Annotated in this window: 21 protein-coding genes; 8 read left to right on the top strand and 13 right to left on the bottom strand. The window is 71.3% G+C overall.

Annotation, left to right across the window (positions count from 1 at the left end):
• Positions 1-88: 88 nt before the first annotated feature.
• Both BLU84_RS06510 and BLU84_RS27920 read right to left on the bottom strand, forming a co-directional pair.
• Positions 89-343, bottom strand: a complete 255-nt coding sequence (locus BLU84_RS06510) for a WGR domain-containing protein (protein ID WP_074864201.1) — start codon at positions 341-343, stop codon at positions 89-91.
• A gap of 83 nt (positions 344-426) precedes the next feature.
• Complete coding sequence (locus BLU84_RS27920; RefSeq protein WP_267889172.1) at positions 427-1,419, bottom strand: helix-turn-helix domain-containing protein; 993 nt, start codon at positions 1,417-1,419, stop codon at positions 427-429.
• Between the two features lie 94 nt (positions 1,420-1,513).
• On the opposite strand from BLU84_RS27920, the gene BLU84_RS06500 reads away from it, so the two are divergent.
• On the top strand, positions 1,514-2,146 hold the full coding sequence (locus BLU84_RS06500; protein ID WP_074864197.1) for a cysteine hydrolase family protein: 633 nt from the start codon (positions 1,514-1,516) through the stop codon (positions 2,144-2,146).
• Positions 2,147-2,150: 4 nt separating this feature from the next.
• Here BLU84_RS06500 and BLU84_RS06495 read toward each other — a convergent pair whose 3' ends face one another.
• Positions 2,151-3,653: an alpha/beta hydrolase gene (locus BLU84_RS06495; RefSeq protein ID WP_074864195.1), complete on the bottom strand. Its 1,503-nt coding sequence runs from the start codon at positions 3,651-3,653 to the stop codon at positions 2,151-2,153.
• A 68-nt stretch (positions 3,654-3,721) separates the two neighbouring features.
• Between BLU84_RS06495 and BLU84_RS06490 the strand changes: the two genes are divergently transcribed.
• A complete protein-coding gene (locus BLU84_RS06490) occupies positions 3,722-4,381 on the top strand; it encodes a MarR family winged helix-turn-helix transcriptional regulator (protein ID WP_211664508.1) in 660 nt (219 codons plus the stop codon).
• 12 nt (positions 4,382-4,393) lie between these two features.
• Here BLU84_RS06490 and BLU84_RS06485 read toward each other — a convergent pair whose 3' ends face one another.
• The 3 genes from BLU84_RS06485 to BLU84_RS06475 form a co-directional block, all read right to left on the bottom strand.
• Complete coding sequence (locus BLU84_RS06485) at positions 4,394-4,948, bottom strand: hypothetical protein (protein ID WP_083382367.1); 555 nt, start codon at positions 4,946-4,948, stop codon at positions 4,394-4,396.
• A gap of 167 nt (positions 4,949-5,115) precedes the next feature.
• Complete coding sequence (gene aroB, locus BLU84_RS06480) at positions 5,116-6,222, bottom strand: 3-dehydroquinate synthase (protein WP_074864192.1); 1,107 nt, start codon at positions 6,220-6,222, stop codon at positions 5,116-5,118.
• Positions 6,219-6,785, bottom strand: coding sequence for a shikimate kinase (locus tag BLU84_RS06475; RefSeq protein ID WP_074864189.1), 567 nt, complete (start codon positions 6,783-6,785; stop codon positions 6,219-6,221). Before BLU84_RS06475 ends, aroB begins: the two co-directional genes overlap by 4 nt.
• A 163-nt stretch (positions 6,786-6,948) precedes the next feature.
• Here BLU84_RS06475 and BLU84_RS06470 point away from each other — a divergent pair, with 163 nt between their 5' ends.
• Entirely contained in the window at positions 6,949-7,152 is a 204-nt protein-coding gene (locus tag BLU84_RS06470; RefSeq protein ID WP_074864185.1) for a dodecin family protein, read from the top strand.
• 598 nt (positions 7,153-7,750) lie between these two features.
• On the opposite strand, the gene BLU84_RS06465 is transcribed toward BLU84_RS06470, so the two are convergent.
• A complete protein-coding gene (locus BLU84_RS06465; protein ID WP_074864720.1) occupies positions 7,751-8,545 on the bottom strand; it encodes a kinase in 795 nt (264 codons plus the stop codon).
• A 146-nt stretch (positions 8,546-8,691) separates the two neighbouring features.
• Between BLU84_RS06465 and pdxH the strand changes: the two genes are divergently transcribed.
• The gene (gene pdxH / locus BLU84_RS06460) at positions 8,692-9,294 is read left to right on the top strand and encodes a pyridoxamine 5'-phosphate oxidase (protein ID WP_074864183.1); all 603 of its coding nucleotides are present in this window, start codon (positions 8,692-8,694) and stop codon (positions 9,292-9,294) included.
• Positions 9,295-9,308: 14 nt separating this feature from the next.
• Positions 9,309-9,749, top strand: coding sequence for an aminoglycoside 6'-N-acetyltransferase (gene aac(6'), locus BLU84_RS06455; RefSeq protein ID WP_425479337.1), 441 nt, complete (start codon positions 9,309-9,311; stop codon positions 9,747-9,749).
• Here aac(6') and BLU84_RS28310 read toward each other — a convergent pair.
• Together BLU84_RS28310 and BLU84_RS06450 are read right to left on the bottom strand one after the other, a co-directional pair.
• Positions 9,659-9,850, bottom strand: coding sequence for a DUF6053 domain-containing protein (locus BLU84_RS28310; RefSeq protein ID WP_425479330.1), 192 nt, complete (start codon positions 9,848-9,850; stop codon positions 9,659-9,661). The genes aac(6') and BLU84_RS28310 overlap by 91 nt on opposite strands.
• 64 nt (positions 9,851-9,914) lie before the next feature.
• The gene (locus tag BLU84_RS06450; RefSeq protein WP_074864179.1) at positions 9,915-10,712 is read right to left on the bottom strand and encodes an ABC transporter substrate-binding protein; all 798 of its coding nucleotides are present in this window, start codon (positions 10,710-10,712) and stop codon (positions 9,915-9,917) included.
• Positions 10,713-11,032: 320 nt separating this feature from the next.
• On the opposite strand from BLU84_RS06450, the gene BLU84_RS06445 reads away from it, so the two are divergent.
• On the top strand, positions 11,033-11,977 hold the full coding sequence (locus tag BLU84_RS06445) for a triacylglycerol lipase (RefSeq protein WP_074864177.1): 945 nt from the start codon (positions 11,033-11,035) through the stop codon (positions 11,975-11,977).
• 3 nt (positions 11,978-11,980) lie between these two features.
• Positions 11,981-12,985 (top strand): lipase secretion chaperone, encoded by a 1,005-nt coding sequence (locus BLU84_RS06440; RefSeq protein ID WP_074864175.1) that lies wholly within the window; start codon positions 11,981-11,983, stop codon positions 12,983-12,985.
• A 102-nt stretch (positions 12,986-13,087) separates the two neighbouring features.
• On the opposite strand, the gene BLU84_RS06435 is transcribed toward BLU84_RS06440, so the two are convergent.
• The 4 genes from BLU84_RS06435 to BLU84_RS06420 are packed head-to-tail and all read right to left on the bottom strand — an operon-like array spanning position 13,088 to position 15,685.
• A complete protein-coding gene (locus BLU84_RS06435) occupies positions 13,088-13,570 on the bottom strand; it encodes a DUF4426 domain-containing protein (protein WP_074864173.1) in 483 nt (160 codons plus the stop codon).
• The gene (gene proC / locus BLU84_RS06430) at positions 13,567-14,409 is read right to left on the bottom strand and encodes a pyrroline-5-carboxylate reductase (RefSeq protein ID WP_074864171.1); all 843 of its coding nucleotides are present in this window, start codon (positions 14,407-14,409) and stop codon (positions 13,567-13,569) included. The genes BLU84_RS06435 and proC overlap by 4 nt, the downstream gene beginning before the upstream one ends.
• Positions 14,410-14,432: 23 nt before the next feature.
• Positions 14,433-14,990 carry a hypothetical protein gene (locus tag BLU84_RS06425; RefSeq protein ID WP_074864169.1) on the bottom strand — a complete coding sequence of 186 codons (558 nt, stop codon included), beginning with the start codon at positions 14,988-14,990 and terminating at the stop codon, positions 14,433-14,435.
• The gene (locus BLU84_RS06420) at positions 14,987-15,685 is read right to left on the bottom strand and encodes a YggS family pyridoxal phosphate-dependent enzyme (protein WP_083382366.1); all 699 of its coding nucleotides are present in this window, start codon (positions 15,683-15,685) and stop codon (positions 14,987-14,989) included. The genes BLU84_RS06425 and BLU84_RS06420 overlap by 4 nt, the downstream gene beginning before the upstream one ends.
• A gap of 198 nt (positions 15,686-15,883) precedes the next feature.
• On the opposite strand from BLU84_RS06420, the gene BLU84_RS06415 reads away from it, so the two are divergent.
• Positions 15,884-16,921 carry a type IV pilus twitching motility protein PilT gene (locus BLU84_RS06415; RefSeq protein WP_074864167.1) on the top strand — a complete coding sequence of 346 codons (1,038 nt, stop codon included), beginning with the start codon at positions 15,884-15,886 and terminating at the stop codon, positions 16,919-16,921.
• Positions 16,922-17,031: the final 110 nt, after the last annotated feature.

Below are 17,031 nucleotides of genomic sequence, written 5' to 3'. Positions count from 1 at the left end.
CGTCGCCGCGGCGGGCAGTGTGGATGTTGCCGCGAAGGGGCAGCAGTGGCGGTTTGTCCCACCCGTGCCGGCGGCGCCGCGGATTGCCTCATCGCGGCGCTTCGGCGCCCTGGCTGAACATCAGCTGGAAACCGCGCTTGAGCTGTTGGTCGCGGGCCTGCTCCAGCGCGGCGAAGGCGCTGTCGCGGTCGAGGAACTGCTCGCGCCGGACCGTGCTGCGGCCGCCGATCTGGCCGCTTTCGCGCACCAGGGTCCAGCCGCCGAGCAAGTCGGGCTGCAGCATCAGTTGCACGAAGCGCGGGGCTTCGTGGCCGTCGGGCCGTTGTTGGAGGAGTAGGCGCACCGGGCGATTGTAGCGGCAGCCGGGGCGGGGCCGGGCGGGCGCGCGTCGCGGGCCGCGCACCGCAGCGTTGCGCGGCCGCCGCCTCAGGCGCCCGGATGGACGCCGCGGAAGCCGCGCCGGTAGGCCGAGGGCGAGATCCCCAGGCGCGCGGCGAAGTGCTGGCGCAGCGAGGCGGCGCTGCCGAAACCGGTGTCGGCGGCGATCGCGTCGAGGCCGCGGTCGCTGGTTTCCAGCAGCCGTTGCGCCCGCGCCAGCCGCTGCCCGGCCAGCCATTCGCCCACCGTGGTGCCGGTGGCGTCGCGAAAGCGCCGGGTGAAGGTGCGCCGGCTCATCAGCGCACGCTGGGCCAGCGCATCCAGGCTGTGCGGGCGGTCCAGATGGGCGAGCGCCCAGGCCAGCACCTCGCCGAGGCGGTCGTCGCGCGCGGTCGCCGCCAGCGGCTGCTCGATGTACTGGGCCTGCCCGCCCTGACGGTGCGGCGCCACTACCAGCCGGCGCGCGAGCCGGTTGGCGGTGTCCGCGCCGTAAGCGCCGCGCACCAGATGCAGGCAGCAGTCCAGCGCCGCGGCGGTGCCGGCCGAGGTGGTGATGCGGCCGTCGTCGACGTAGAGCACGTCGCGTTGCAGCTGCACGCGCGGATAGCGCGCGGCGAAGTGCTCGCTCCACATCCAGTGGGTGGTGGCGCGGCGGCCGTCGAGCAACCCGGCCTCGGCCAGCGCGTAGGCGCCCAGGCACAGGCCGACCACGCGCGCGCCGCGTTCGTGCGCGCGCACCAGCGCGCGCAGCAGCGGCTCGGGCGGGCGCTCGTTGCCGTCGCGCCAGGACGGCACGATCACCGTGTCGGCCCAGGCCAGCGACTTGAGCCCGTGATCGGCGCTGAGGCCGAAGCCGGCGCGCGCGCGCAGCGGGCCGGGCTCGGCCGCGCACACCCGCAGCTCGAACGGCGGCAGCGCGGGATCCCCGCGCCGCTCGAACACCAGGCAGGGCACGGACAGATGGAAGGCGCTGATGCGGTCGAAGGCGACCACGGCCACGCGCGACAGCGGCGATTCGGCGTTCATGGCCCGATTGTACATGGCCCGATCCTGGCGACGATTGTCGTTCGGGCCAGTGTCGCCGGCGCCGCCGCGGGCGAACAATGCCTGCCGTCCCCACTCGCGGAGTTCCGCCATGCAAGCCTCGGGCCCCAAGCGCGCCCTGGTCGTCATCGACGTGCAGAACGATTACTTCGGCGGCGGCCTGCCGATCGAATGCCCGCCGCCGCAGCGCACGTTGGCGAATATCGGTCGCGCCATGGACGCCGCCCGCGCCGCCGGCGTGCCGGTGGTCGTGGTGCAAAACACCGCCCGCGCCGGCGCGCCGGTGTTCGACAAAGGCCAGCCGGGCTGGGAGCTCAACCCCACCGTCGCTTCGCGGCCGCGCGATCACTACATCGAAAAGACCCTGCCCAGCGTCTTCGCCGGCACCGACTTCGACCCGTGGCTGCGCGCCAACGGCATCGACACGATCGCCGTGGCCGGCTACATGACCCACAACTGCGACGCCTCGACCGTGTTCGAAGCCGCGCACCGCGGCTACCGGGTCGAGTTCCTCAACGACGCGGCCGGCTCGCTGTCCTACGAGAACAGCGCCGGCGCCGCCAGCGGCGAGGAGATCCACCGCGTGTTCTGCGTGGTGTTCCAAAGCCGCTTCGCCGCGGTGGTGGGCACCGATGCCTGGATCGCGGCGTTGAGCGCAGGCGAAGGTTTCGAGATCGATACGCCGTATGCGTCGAACCAGCGGGCGCGGGCCGAGGCGGCGTGAGCGCTCAGCCGCGCGGCGGCGGTGCGAAGTCGGGCACCTCGAACTTCGGCAGCGGCGCATCGACCTGCGCCGGCAAGCCTTCGTCGCGGCCGCTGCGCAGGAACTCGTAGACCGCTTTCTTCGCCTGCGGCGCGTCGCGCAACAGATAGAACGCGCCGTCGTGGCCGCCGCGGTGGACCACGATGGCGCGGCCGTTGCGGAAGTAGGGCAGCAGTTCGCGGGTGTTCTCCACCGGCGTGGAGGTGTCCCAGTCGCCGTGCACGAACAGCACCGGAATCTCCTGGCGGCGGGGCAGGCGGAAGCTATCTTTCATGCCCGGCGTCGGCCAATCCCGCGCGGAAGCGATGTAGGACTCGAAGTTCCATGCGCCCAGATAGTCCAGCGCCGGATCGCTGCGCAGCCGGTATTCGCGCGCGGCGCTGACGCCGAGGCCGGTGTCAATCAGCGGGCCGATCAGCTTGATCTCGCCGGCCGCGCGCTGGGCCGCGACTTCGCGCGCCCAGGCTTGGTAATGCTGGTGGTACAGCGAAAGAATGAAGGCCGGCCATCGCCCGGCCTCGTCGGTGTGCGCGAGCAAGGCCAGTTGCAGATCCTGCGCGCCGAGCGTCACTTCCTGCTCGCGTCCTTGCGCGTCGCGTACGCGCACCCGCACGGGACCGGCGGCGAAGCGCTGGTGCAGCGCGCGCACCGCGCCCATCATCCCGCCCGGCGGCAGGTAGGGCGCCAACGCGGGGTCGCGGTCGGCCTCGAAGCCGATGCGCTGCAACGCGGCGAACACGTGCGAGGGCATGTCGTAGCCATTGTCGAGCGGCTCCACGCCCGACAGCACCGCGCGTACGACCCGGTGCGGGAACAACTGCAGCGCCGCCAGGCTCCATTGCGAGCCGAAGCTGCCGCCGAACAGGCTGATGCGTTCGTAGCCCAGCGCGCGGCGCAGCTCGTCCACGTCGTCGGCGAGTTCGACGATGCTGTAGCCGGACAGGTCCTTGTCGGGATTCGCCGCGACCGCCGCGCGCGCCAGTTCGCGCATCGATCGCGCGTCGTCGTCGATCGAGGCCGGGCGGTCCAGCGGCGAGGCGGGATAGGCCGCGGTCAGGCGCTCGCCGCGCAGCGTGTAGCCGCGTTGTTCGACCACGACCAGATCGCCGACTTCGCCGAAGGCGAGCCACGAGCGCAGACGGCTTTGCGCGGATTCGCTTTTGTCGGTGAAGCTGCCGAGCACGCTGAGACCCGGCCCGCCGGGCAGCCAGAACACCGGCGGCGCGCCGGTGGCGCGCGGCGCCTTGATCCGGGCGAAGCCCACGCCGATCACGCGGCTGTCGGCGCGGGCGCGGTTTTCGCGCACATAAAGGGTACCGATTTCGTAATCGACCGGGCCGGACGGCCCGTCGACGCGGCCGCGTTCGACCTCGATCTCGCCGGGCCGATGCGCGGCGGCCGGGGCGGCGAAGGCGACGCCGCAGCACAGCAACAGCCAAAGGGACTGCTTCCAGGCGGACGTGCGCATCGGCGGATACCGGCGGCGGGAGTGGCGCCATGCTCTCGGCGATTTATCTTCATGTCAAGATACTTGCCGTGAATATAATCCGTCGCATGAGCCGGACGCCCGACCGCAAGACCCGCAAGACCGCCACCGATCCCGTGCCGGGGCGTCGCCAGTCCCGGCAAGCGCCCGCCGCGCCGCGCGCGGCCCGCGCCGCCGCCGCTTCCGCTTCCGCCGAAACCGCCGCCGAAACCGCCGAGCGCAGCGGCGACGTCGTCGACCAGCTGCTGCACGACTGGAGCCGCGAACGCCCCGACCTGGACGCCTCGGCGATGGCCGTGGTCGGCCGCGTGCTGCACCTGGGCCGGCTGTTCGAAGCCGACCTCAACCGCAGCCTGCGCGCGCTCGGCATCCCGTATTCGGACCTGGACGTGCTCGCCACCCTGCGCCGCTGCGGCGCGCCGTACCGGCTGACGCCGACGCAGTTGCGGCGCTCGGTGCTGCTGACCTCCGGCGCGATGACCGCCTGCCTCAACCGGTTGGAGGCGCGCGGCCTGATCGCGCGCAGCTTCGACGCCAACGACCGCCGCTCGCTCGCCGCCGAACTCAGCGCCGAAGGCGTGCGCCTGATCGACCGCGCCATCGGCGAGCGCTTCGCCCACGCCGAACGCAGCCTCGACGGGCTCGACGCGGCCGAACGCGCGCAACTGGCGCGGCTGCTGCGCAAGCTGCGGCTGCGGCGAGCGTCCTGAGCGGCGCCGGCCTCAGTACGAAGGCGGATTCTTCACTTCCACCCGCTTTTTCCAGGTGCCTATGCCGGTGTCGAGGTGGACGATCTCGCCCAGCTGCAGCGCATCGCCCATCTCGGCGTTGAGCAGCACCGTGCCGTTGGCGTATTCGTCGATCTCGTACTGCGGCCGGCCGCCGGACATGGTGCGGGTGGCGTTGACGAAGCGCAGGCCGGTGACCACGATCTGCCACTGCAGGCCGTCCGCGGTCAGGGTGGCGTAGGCCGGCGCGTCGTAGACGCCGCCGTTGCCGTAGTTGCTCACCGCCTGCGCGATCTGCGCGGTCAGCCGCTCCCAGGGCACGCCGAAGATCACCGTGCTGGTGCGCGCGTTGGGGTAATAGCCGAAACGCTCCACCGCGGCCTGCGCCGCGACTTCGGCGATCCCGGTGGGGTCGAAGTGCTTGTCGAGGAACTCGAACTCGTTGGCCACGTGGCGCTCCCGCTTGGACTGGACGGAGGGTTCGCCCGCCGCGGCGCCGGCCAGAGCGCGACCCGCCAGCAGCAGTTCCAGCAGCGAGGTGGCGTCCATCCGGCGCGATCCGCGGGGCGATGCCGGAAAGAACGCGGCCGCGTGCGCGACGTGAATCGCCCGTGGTCGAGGTGGTGCGGAGGCGGGGACGAAAACGACGACGGCGGCGCGTCGCCGCGCCGCCGTCGTTGCTGTCGGAACTGCGGCGGCGCGCCTGCGCCGCGGGGTCAACCGGCGGCCAGCACCGCCAGGACTTGTTCGTCCGCCACGCCCGCGACGATCCGCGCCGCGCCGGCGCGGTCCCACAGGACGAAGCGCAGGCCGGAGGCGTCGGCCTTCTTGTCCAGGCGCATGCGTGCCAGCAGGGCCTGCGGGTCGAGTCCGGCGGGGATGCGCACCGGCAGGCCGAGGCGTTCGAGCAGGCGCTGCAGGCGCTCGGCATCGGCGAGGCTGGAGCGGCCCAGCGCCGCCGACAGGCGCGCGGCCAGGACCATGCCCACCGCGACCGCTTCGCCGTGGTTGAGGCCGTCGCCGCTGGTGCCGGCGTAGCCTTGCTCGGTCTCGATCGCGTGGCCGAAGGTGTGGCCGAAGTTGAGCATGGCGCGGTCGCCGCGTTCGAACGGATCGCGCGCGACCACGTCGGCCTTGAACGCGCAGCTGCGCGCGATCGCTTCGCTGAGCGCGGCGTCGTCGCGGGCGAGCAGGGCCTCGGCGTGGCTTTCCAGCCAGTCGAGGAAGCCGGCGTCGAAGATCGCGCCGTACTTCACCACCTCGGCCAGGCCGGCGCGCAGTTCGCGATCGGGCAGGCTGCGCAGCGCCGAGGTGTCGGCGATCACCGCGCGCGGCGGATGGAAGGCGCCGACCAGGTTCTTGCCGCTGGGCAGGTCGACCGCGGTCTTGCCGCCGACCGAGGAGTCCACCATCGCCAGCAGCGTGGTCGGCAACTGCACGCAGTCGATGCCGCGCATCCAGCAGGCCGCGGCGAAGCCGGCGAGATCGCCGACCACGCCGCCGCCGAGCGCGATCACGGTCGCGTCGCGGGTCGCGCCGAGTTCGGACAGCGCGTGCAGGCACTGGCTGAAGCGCTCCAGGGTTTTCTCGTGCTCGCCGGGCGGGATCACGAAGCGGGCCACGCTCAGGCCGGGCCTGGCTTCGGCCAGCGCGGTGGCGACCTGGTCCAGGTACAGCGCGGCGACGTTGCCGTCGCTGACGATCAGCGCGTGGCGGCCGCGCAGCGGCTTGCCCAGGCGCGCGCCGTCGGCGAGCAGGCCGGGGCCGATTTCGATGCTGTAGCCGGACTCGCCGGACACTTCGACTTTGCGCGGCGCGCTCATGCGGTGACTCCAAAGGGGGAAGGGGCCGGCGAGGGCGGCCGCCGCCACAGCGCGTCGAGCCGCTGGGCCAGGCCCAGCGCGGCCTCGGCCGCGCCGGCGGCGCCGGTGTCGAAGGCCAGGTCGGCGGTTTCGGCGTACAGCGGCGCGCGCGCCAGGGCCAGTTCGCGCAGCACCTGTTCGCGGTCGCCGCGCGCCAGCAGCGGGCGGCTGCGGTCCAGGGCCAGGCGCTCGAGCTGCTGCTCGACGCTGACCTGCAGGTGCACGACGAAGCCGCGTTCGCGCAGCAGCCGGCGGTTGTCGGCCGCCAGCACCGCGCCGCCGCCGGTGGACAGCAGCAGGCCGTCGCCGCTCAGCAGTTCGGCCAGCACCGCGCTTTCGCGCACGCGAAAGCCGGCTTCGCCCTCGTGTTCGAAGATCTGCGCGATGCGCGCGCCGGCGCGCAGCTCGAGCTCGCGGTCGGCGTCGACCGCGCGCAGGCCGAAGCGCTCGGCCAGGCGCTTGCCGATGCAGGTTTTGCCCGAGCCCATCGGCCCGATCAGGATCAGATTGCTGGCCGGATTCATGCCGCGATTGTAGGGCACGGCGCCGCGGCGCGAGGAGGGCTGCGCGCGGCGGCGACGCTTGCGCCGGCTTAACGGACGCGGGCCTAGGCTCGGGGCTCCCGCCGTCGCCGGTTCCGCGCGCGCCGCGGCGCGGTCGTGTCCGCGCGCTACAGGAGAAACGCTCATGGCGGTCGCCAAGGTCATCGAACTCAGCACTTCTTCCAATATCGGCATCGAGGATGCGGTCAAGACGGGTTTGGCCAAGTGCGCTGAGTCGGTCAAGGACATTCAGGGGGCTTGGGTCAATGAGATCAAGGTCACTACCGATGCGGCGGGGAATGTGCAGGAGTGGCGGGTCAATTTGAAGGTGAGTTTCGTGGTGAAGTGAGGGGGCGGAACGACGGGTCCGGTGGTTCGTATCCGACTGTAGGAGCGACGCAAGTCGCGACTGCGAATACGCAACTACGGCGAAACTTGCGCAATGGCTGGGTTTTCGGGGTCGCGACTTGCGTCGCTCCTACAGGGGGCGTTCCGCGGGTGGTTCCGTCGTTATCGCTGTAGCGCGTGAGGGCAAGCGGACATCAAGAGCTTCCGTCCGCAAGCGGCCGGGTCACTTTCTTTGTCCAAAGCAACAAAGAAAGTAACCAAAGAAAGTGCTTTTCCTGTTTCGAATCAAGAGCCACTAGGGTTCGCAGCGGGCGCGGGGATGCGCCACACAGGCCATCCATGGCCTGGGTGGCGCACGGCGCACATCCTGTGCGCCGCCCTATCGGGTCTCTATTTGCCTGTGGCGAGTTCGGGGCGGCGGGGGGAGCGAAGAGCGAAGAGCGACGGCAACAGCAACGGCAACATGGATTCCGGCTTTCGCCGGAATGACGGGTTGGGAGGTTGCGGGGCTTTGGATGCTGCGGCGGAACTGCGTCGATTCGGTTGGATTCCGGGTTTCGAGAAGTTGCGGCAGAGCTGCGTCGCTGCCGCCCGATTCGCTATCGGCGAGCGGCCGGCATCGATACAGGCCGCCGCTGCGCATCCAGCACGACCGTCCGGTCGGCGATGTCCGGCAGGCTTGCCAGCGCTTGCCGGCTGACGCGCTCGAACAGGCTCACGAAACGCCGCACCTGGGCTTGGGTCATCGCCTGTCGGCGCGGATGGCGGGCCTGTAGCGCTTGCTCTTGCTGCCAGCGCCAGCCGGCGACCACTTCGAAGCCCGGCGGTTGCAGGAACAGCAGTCGGTCCAGGCGCGACCATAGCGAGGGATAGTCGGTGGCCAAGGCTTGATTGCAGTAGCCGCGCCATACGCCGGCGGGGTCTTCGTCGCGCTCCAGTGCGTTGACCGGTTCGGTCAGTTCGTCCTCGCGCTGCGCCGGGGCGCCCAGGAACCAGCCTTCGAACACGATCAGGTCGGCGCCGCGCGCTTGCGGCCAGCGCGATGGCGGCAGGCGGGTGTCGGCGAGTTTGTCGAAACGCGGCAGGCGGACGCTGGCGCCTTCGCGCAAGTCGTCGAGCACGGTGCAGGCCAGGGCGATGTCGTGGGTGCCGGGCGGGCCGCGCGTGGCCAGCAGCGGATGCACGCGGCGGCCCAGGCGCAGGCGTTCGCGCCGGCCGAGGTAGAAGTCGTCGATCGAGAGCACCGCCGCGCGCACTCCGCGCGCTTGAGCGGCGGCGGCCAGTTGCGCGGCCAGCGTCGATTTGCCGCTGCCTTGCAGGCCGCTGATCGCGTAGAGGCGCGCGCGTCCGGGCGCTGCGGCGATGGCGAGCGCGTCGTCGAGCGCGGCGGCCACGAACGCTGCGGCGAAACCGTGCGCGGCGTCGCGGCCGGCGGCGGGTTTGCCGGTTGTGGCGGACGCGCCCGGTTCGGCCCGGTTAGGGCCGGATGCGCGCGGGGCGGGCAGATGCGGACGCGGCGACATGCGCTCACAATAGCGCAATGACCCAGACCGCCGATTTGCTCAACGAAGCCCTCGCCACCTTCGACGTGCTGTTCGCCGAAGCGCGCGCCGCGGGCGAGCCCGATCCGACCGCGATGAGCGTGGCCACCGCCTCGCTCGACGGCCGCCCGTCCGTGCGCACGGTGCTGCTCAAGGCGCACGATGCGCGCGGCTTCGTGTTCTACACCCATCTCGACGGCCGCAAGGGCCGCGAGCTGCAGGCCAATCCGCACGCCGCGCTGCTGTTCCACTGGCCGCGCGTGCGCCACGGCGTGCAGGTGCGGATCGAAGGCGCGGTGGAGATCGTGTCCGATGCCGAAGCCGACGCTTACTTCGCCAGCCGCCCGCGCGGCAGCCAGCTCGGCGCGTGGGCGTCGAAGCAGTCGGAAACGCTGGAAGGCCGCGACGCCTTCGAACAGCGCCTGGCCGAGGCCGAGCGCTCGTTCCCGGGCGACGTGCCGCGGCCGCCGCGCTGGACCGGGCTGCGCGTGCGCGCGGACAAGATCGAGTTCTGGTACGGCGCCGATTTCCGCCTGCACGAGCGCTGGCTGTACGAGAGCGACCTCGCCGGTGCGTACAGCAAGCGGATGCTGTACCCGTGAACCCGCCGTGGCGCGTGCGCGCGGCCGTCGCCGCCGACCGCGCCGGCTGGGCGCGGTTGCGCGCGCAACTGTGGCCGCAGCAACGGCTGGAGGATCTGGCCGAGGAACTGGACGACTGGTTCGAGGACGCGCGCCTGGCCGCGTTCGTGGCGCAGGACGACGATGGGCTGTGCGGTTTCGCCGAAGCCAGCTTGCGTAGCGATTACGTCAACGGCACCGAGTCTTCGCCGGTGGCGTTTCTGGAAGGCTGGTACGTGGCGCCGCGGCGGCGCGGGCAAGGTGTCGGCCGCGCCTTGATCGCGGCAGTGGAAAGCTGGGGCCGCGAGCGCGGCTGTCGCGAATTGGCCTCCGATGCGCTGCTCGATCACCTGGATTCGCAGCGTGCGCATGAGGCTTGCGGGTTCGAGGAGACCGAGCGGGTGGTGTATTTCCGACGCAAGCTCGACGCACGGTAGTGGCGGCGCCGCGATTTTGTGGGAGGGCCTTCAGGCCCGACGCTTTTGTGCCGGATCGCGGCGAACCGAGCGAAAGGCGTCGGGCCTGAAGGCCCTCCCACAAGAGCCTTTGGCCTGAAGGCCCTCCACGAGTTCGTGGCCTGAAGGCCTGTCGCCGCAGCGGGCTTATCCCGCCCGCCGCTGCGCCCAGCCTTCGATGATCCGGCTCAGCTCCTCGATCCCCGCGCTCAGCGCCGCCGGCCCCGGCTGCAGGATGATCGGCGACTTGACCTCGTGCAGCTCGCCGTCGCGCACCGCCGGCACCTCGCTCCAGCCTTCGCGCGCGACGACGTGGTCCGGGCGGAATTTCTTGCCGCACCAACTGCCCAGGATCAGGTCCGGCGCGCGCCGCGCGGCTTCGCGCGGGTCGGCCAGGATGCGGTCGCGCGCCAGCGGCATCGCCGCGTGCTCGGGAAACACGTCGTCGCCGCCGGCGATGGCGACCAGTTCGGACACCCAGCGGATGCCGGTGATCTGCGGGCTGTCCCATTCCTCGAAATACACCTTGGGCCGGCGCGGCAGGCGCGCGGCGCGCTCGCGCGCGGCGTCGAGGTTGCGTTCCAGCTGCGCGGCCAGCGCGGCGGCGCGTTCGCCGGCGCCGACCAGCGCGCCTAGCCGACGCACGTAGTCGACGATGCCCTCGACGCTGCGGTGATTGCTGATCCACACCTCGATGCCGTGCTTGATCAACTCGGCGGCAATCTCGGCCTGGATGTCGGAAAAGCCGATCACGAAATCGGGCTGGAGCTTGAGGATCTCGCCGATCTTGGCGCTGGTGAAGGCGCTGACCTTGGGTTTTTCCTTGCGCGCCTGCGGCGGCCGCACGGTGAAGCCGCTGATGCCGACGATGCGGTGTTGCTCGCCGAGCAGGTACAGGGTTTCGGTGGGTTCCTCGGTGAGGCAGACGATGCGTTGCGGGCCCATGGGTCCAGGTGTCGACAGCGGGGGCTGCCATTGTCGGCGATTCGGGGGATGGGGCGGTGGCGTCGTGGTTGGATTTTCGCGGTCGCGGCTCGCGCCGCTCCTACATGGGCTCCCTGTAGGAGCGGCGCGAGCCGCGACCGCGAAAATACAGTTACCGCGCAAACTACGATGCGGCGCAGCATTTCCCGCCACCCCGCACCATCGTTTCCCCCGTCCAGTTCACAGTTCCCCACGGTATGGTGCAGCGCGGCGTGTTCCCGCCATACCCATTCGTACAGTCGTGGCGTCGGCGCGCTGCCGTCGTGTCCTGCGGAGGGACCATGTCGCGACTCAACCTGCGCCGCCTGTTCGGCGCGCCCGTGCTGTTCGCCCTGCTGTGCTGCGCCGCGGCCTTCCCCGCCAGCGCCGACGACTACACCAAGACCCGCTACCCGGTGGTGCTGGTGCACGGGCTGTTCGGCTTCGACGCGATCGGCGGCGTCTACGACTACTGGTTCGGGATTCCGCAGGCGCTACGCGACGGCGGGGCGACGGTTTACGTGGCCCAGGTGTCGGCGGCCAATTCCAACGAAATGCGCGGCGAGCAACTGATCGGCCAACTGGAAACCCTGAAGGCGCTGCACGGCTACACCAAGTTCAACCTGGTCGGCCACAGCCAGGGCGGCCCGACCGCGCGTTATGTCGCGGCGGTGCGGCCGGACCTGGTCGCCTCGATGACCTCGATCGGTTCGCCGCACGCCGGCAGCAAGGTCGCCGACACGGTCGGCGCGGTGTTGCCCGACGGTTCGCCGCTGCGGCCGCTGGTGGCCTCGTTCGTCAACGCCTTCGCGTCGTTGATCGGCACGCTGTCCGGCGGGCAGTCGCCGCAGGATTCGCTGGCCGCGCTGAAGGCGCTCGACAGCGCCGGCTCGGCGCGCTTCAACGCGCGCTATCCGCAAGGCAAGCCGACCAACGCCTGCGGCAGCGGCGCGGCGACGGCCGGCGGGGTGCGTTATTACTCGTTCGGCGGCGTGTCCAACTCAACCAACTGGCTGGATCTGTCGGACCCGGCGATGATCGCCGGCGGCCTGCTGTTCGGCGGCGAAGCCAACGACGGCCTGGTCGGTCGCTGCTCCAGCCACTGGGGTCAGGTGATCCGCGACGACTACGAGTGGAACCACCTCGACGAGGTCAACCAGATCGCCGGCCTGCGCGGCGTGTTCAGCGCCAACCCGACCAGCGTCTACCGCGCGCATCTCAACCGGCTCAAGAACGCGGGGCTGTAAGCCATGCGCGATACCGCGCTGGGCCTGGCGATGGCGGCGGTGGCGGTGCTGTCGATCGCCGCGGTGTTCGCCGTCGGCGGCGTGCTGGAACGCCCGCTGCTGCTGTCGTCGGCGCCGGTGATCAGCAGCGGCGCCGGCGGCAAGCTGGCCGATCCGGACGGCGCCGCACCCGCCGAGGCCGCGGCGCTCGCGCCGGCGCCGCGCGATTCGCTGCGCGACACCCAGATCGACGGCGCGGCCGCGCTGGACGCGCTCGGCCGGCCGCGCGCCGATCGCGAACTGCGCCGCTTGTTCGACTACTTCCTCGCCCGCAGCGGCGAACAGTCGCCCGAGGCGATCCGTTCGGCGCTGGCGCTGCACCTGCACCCGCAGTTGCCGCCGCCGGCGCTGGCCACGGTGCTGGCGTGGTACGACGCGTACGTCGCGCTGGAGCGCGACTCGGTGGCGACGGCGCAAGCCGCCGGCGGCGCCGACGCGGCGTTCGAGCGCGTGCGCGTGCTGCGCCGCGAGCGCCTCGGCGCTGCCTTGGCCGACGCCTTCTACGCACAGGACGAAGCCGACTACCGGCTGGCGCAACAGCGCGCACAAGCGCGCGGCGCGCTGTCGGCCGAATCCGATCCGGCGCAACGCGCGCGGCGCGCGGCCGAATTGAACGACGAGGCTGCGGCCGCGCCGGCGCTACAGGCGAGCGCGCAGTGGCGCGATGCGTTGGATCAGGAGCAGCGGTTCGAGCGCGACGGCGCCGACCCGGCCGCGCGTTACGCCGCGCGCGAAGCGCAGTTCGGCGCGGCCGCGGCGCAGCGCCTGGGCGAGCTCGACCAGCAGCGCGCGCAGTGGCAACTGCGCTTGCGCAGTTACGCCGCGCAGCGTCAGCGCGTGCTGGCCGACGGCGGCCTCAGCCAGGACCAGCGGCGCCGGCGGCTGGATGCGTTGCTGGCCGGGTTCGATCCGAACGAGCGGCGGCGGGTGGATGCGTTGACGCGCAACGGTGGGTTGCCGGGGCAGTGAGGCGCTGATGCTGCGTATCGTCGCGCGCGTTGCGGACGGTCTTGTTGCGTCAGCCGCGGCGTCGCCCAGCCGGCGCCGCAGCGCCGGCTGCAGAGGCAAGCCTCAGAAATAATCCCGGTTGAACTTGGCCCGATGGATGCCGTGGCCGTTGTCGGCCACCACCTCGAACCGCAGCGTGTCCGGCGGCGACACCTGGGCGGTACCGATGTAGTCGATCAGTTCGCCGTCGCGCATCTCGTGCATGCTCACGGTCTGCTTGCGGCCGAGCAGGTCGGTCGCGGTGGCCTGGATGCGCTGCGCGCTCAGCGCGCGCGCGTCGGCGTCTTCGCCTTGCCGCAGCGACATCACCAGCAGCACCGTGCGCGCATCGCGCGGCACGCCGTAGCGGCGCACCACCTGCTCGGGCAGCTTGTCGGTCTGCACCGCAGTGAGGTGCATGACCACCTCGCCGACCTTGACGCTCTCGCTGCCGGCGGCATTGCCCTGCGTCGGCGGCACCGAGGACTCGCGTCCGCACGCGGCCATCAGCGCCAGCGTCAATGCGGCGGCTATGCGGCCGGAGCGATAACGCAGCGGGCCGCTCATTCGTTCGCCGCCGACAACTGCCGGCCGCGCTCGGTCGCGGCGGCGATCGCGCGGTCGACCAGTTCGCGCAGGCCGCCGGCTTCGAAGGTTTCCACCGCGGCCTGGGTGGTGCCGCCCGGCGAGGTCACCCGCGCGCGCAGCGTCGCCGCCGGTTCGTCGCTGGCCTGCAGCATGGTCGCCGCGCCGAGCAGGGTCTGCACGACCAGCGCGCGCGCGGCGTCGGCGTCCAGGCCTTGCGCTTGGCCGGCTTGCTGCATCGCTTCGGCCAGCAGGAACAGATAGGCCGGGCCGCTGCCGGAGACCGCGGTGACCGCGTCCATCTGCGCCTCGTCGTCGATGCGCACGGTCGGGCCGACCGCCGACAGCAGTTCGGCGGCCTGGTCGAAGCGCGGCCGCGCCGCGGCGTTGGCGTACAGGCCGGTGATGCCGGCGCCGAGCAGGGCCGGGGTGTTGGGCATCGCCCGCACCACCGCCGCGCCGCCGCCGAGCCAGCGATCGAGCTGGCCGGCGGTGATGCCGGCGGCGATCGAGATCGCCAGCGGCGCCTGCGCGCGCGCCTGCGCGGCCAGCGAGGCGCAGACCTCGCGCATCACCTGCGGCTTCACCGCCAGCAACCACACCTGCGCGCCTTGCACCGCCTGTTCGCCGCTGTCGAACACCGGCACGCCGAAGTCGCGCGCCAGCGCCTCGCGCAGCGCCGGCACCGGCTCGGCCACGCGCAGGCGGGCCGGGTCGGCGCCGCGCGCGATCAGGCCGCCGATCAGGCTGCGCGCCATGTTGCCGCCGCCGATGAAGGCCAGGACGGGCGAGTGGGACGGGGAAGCGGGAGCGTTGGGCATGGAGTCGGGACCGGATCGTGGAGTCAGGGTAAGCGCGGCGTCGGCATCGGTACATCCTCGATGCGCGCCTGGAAGCGGTAGTCGGGCCGGTAGCGCCCGACGTAGGTCAGCGCGATCCGGCCGCTCCACAGGATATCGAAGCGCTCGCTGTCGCCGCGGCGGAGGAAGCGGATGCGGTGTTCGACCGCGCTGTCGTGGCCGAGCAGGTACAGGCCGAAGGCGAGCTCGTCGGCGTCGTCGATCTCTTCGCCGACCGGATCGACCACGAACTCGGCGCCGTCCAGCGCCGCGGCGGACAGCTGCGCCAGCGGGCCGGCACGAAAGCCGCCGTGCTCGCCCCAGAAGGTCGACGACAGGGTGCAGCGGTGATAGTTGCCCCACACCGACGGCGACTTCCAGCTGTCGTCCTCGGGTTCGTCCTCGTCCTCTTCGATCTCGCGCTCGGCGTAGTAGGCGGCGCTGACCAGGTGCAGGTCGAACCAGACCTCGCCGTCCTCGACCCGCGCGCTCCATTCGAACGCCTCGACCGCATGGCCTTCCGGCCACGGGTTGCCTTCGAACACGATCCGGCCGCGGCTCATGGCGCAGCCTTGGGCGGGCGCGCGCCGAACAGGGCGGTGCCGATCCGCACCAGGGTCGAGCCCTCGGCGACGGCGATGGCGAAGTCGTCGCTCATGCCCATCGACAAGGTGTCCACCCCGGCGAACTGCGCGGCGAGCGCGTCGAACAAGGCCTTGGCGCGGCGGAACGAGGGCCGGCGCTGCTCCGGGTCGTCATGCGGGGTCGGGATCACCATCAGCCCGCGCAGGCGCAGCGCCGGCTCGGCGGCGATCGCCGCGGCCAGCGCCGGCACGTCGCCGGGGCGGCAGCCGTGCTTGCTGGCCTCGTCGTCGATGTTGACCTGGATCAGCACGTCGAGCGGCGTGCCGGCGCGGCGGTGCCGGGCCAGCGCCGTCGCCAGCTTGGGCCGGTCCACGGTGTGCACCCAGTCGAACAGCGCCGCCGCCTCGGCGGCCTTGTTGGACTGCAGATGGCCGATCAGATGCCATTCCAGCGCCCGCCCGGCCGCGGCCGTGGCCGCCATCGCCGTGCGCTTGGCCGCAGCCTCCTGAACGTAGTTCTCGCCGAACGCGTCCTGGCCCTGCAAGGCCAGTTCCGCGACCGCGGTCTCATCCTGGGTCTTACTGACCGCAAGCAATCGAGGTACCGGCCGGCCGGCGTCGTGCGCCGCGCGGCGCAACTGTTGCAAGATGTCGTGAAGTACGTGCGCGTGCACGTGGGGAAATCCTGTGAGGAAGGGTGGAACGGGGCGGCCCCGGCGGGGCTATACTGCCTCTTGGGGGTGGTTTGGTTCCAGCTTTACGGTTGCGATCGGGCCACTCGACGGCAACGGGCCGCTCGCAGTTCGGTTGCCTTAAGTGGCTGGTTTTTTACGGGCCCGCGAACGGGCCCAAGCGCAGTGCGGGGAGCACGCATGGATATCGCCGAACTTCTGGCGTTTTCGGTAAAGAACAAAGCATCCGACTTGCATCTTTCGGCCGGCCTGCCGCCGATGATCCGGGTCGACGGCGACGTGCGCCGGATCAACATCCCGGCCCTGGACCACAAGCAGGTGCACGCGCTGGTCTACGACATCATGTCGGACAAGCAGCGGCGCGACTTCGAAGAGTTCCTGGAAGTCGACTTCTCCTTCGAGATCCCCGGCCTGGCGCGCTTCCGCGTCAACGCCTTCAACCAGAACCGCGGCGCCGGCGCGGTGTTCCGTACCATTCCCTCCGAGGTGCTGACCCTCGAAGACCTGGGCTGTCCGCCGATCTTCCGCCAGCTGATCGAGCAGCCGCAGGGCCTGATCCTGGTGACCGGGCCGACCGGCTCGGGCAAGTCGACCACGCTGGCGGCGATGATCGACCACATCAACAAGAGCGAGTACGCGCACATCCTCTCGGTCGAAGACCCGATCGAGTTCGTGCACACCTCGCAGAAGTGCCTGATCAACCAGCGCGAAGTCCACCGCGACACCCACGGCTTCAACGAGGCCCTGCGCTCGGCGCTGCGCGAAGACCCCGACTACATCCTCGTGGGCGAGTTGCGCGACCTGGAAACCATCCGCCTGGCGCTGACCGCCGCGGAAACCGGCCACCTGGTGTTCGGCACCCTGCACACCTCCTCGGCGGCCAAGACCGTGGACCGCATCATCGACGTGTTCCCCGCCGGCGAAAAGCCGATGGTGCGCTCGATGCTGTCGGAATCGTTGCGCGCGGTGATCTCGCAGGCGCTGCTGAAGAAGGTCGGCGGCGGCCGTACCGCGGCCTGGGAAATCATGGTCGGCATCCCCGCCATCCGCAACCTGATCCGCGAGGACAAGGTCGCGCAGATGTATTCGGCGATCCAGACCGGCCAGAACTTCGGCATGATGACCCTGGACCAGCACCTGCAAGACCTGGTCAAGCGCGGCCTGATCCTGCGCCCGCAGGCCCGCGAGTACGCCAAGGACAAGCGTCTGTTCGAATGACGCCCCGCCCCGGCGGCGCGCCTGCCGCGCCGCCCGACGACGTCGCGCCAGCCGCGAGCACCACATCCCCCGACGGCCCTCGCCGCCGTAAACGACCTCCCGAGGAGGTA

The organism is Lysobacter enzymogenes, from assembly GCF_900106525.1.
In the GTDB taxonomy this organism is placed as follows: domain Bacteria; phylum Pseudomonadota; class Gammaproteobacteria; order Xanthomonadales; family Xanthomonadaceae; genus Lysobacter; species Lysobacter enzymogenes.
Note: the sequence above shows the minus strand (reverse complement) of the source record. Positions and strands in the feature narration are given on the sequence as shown.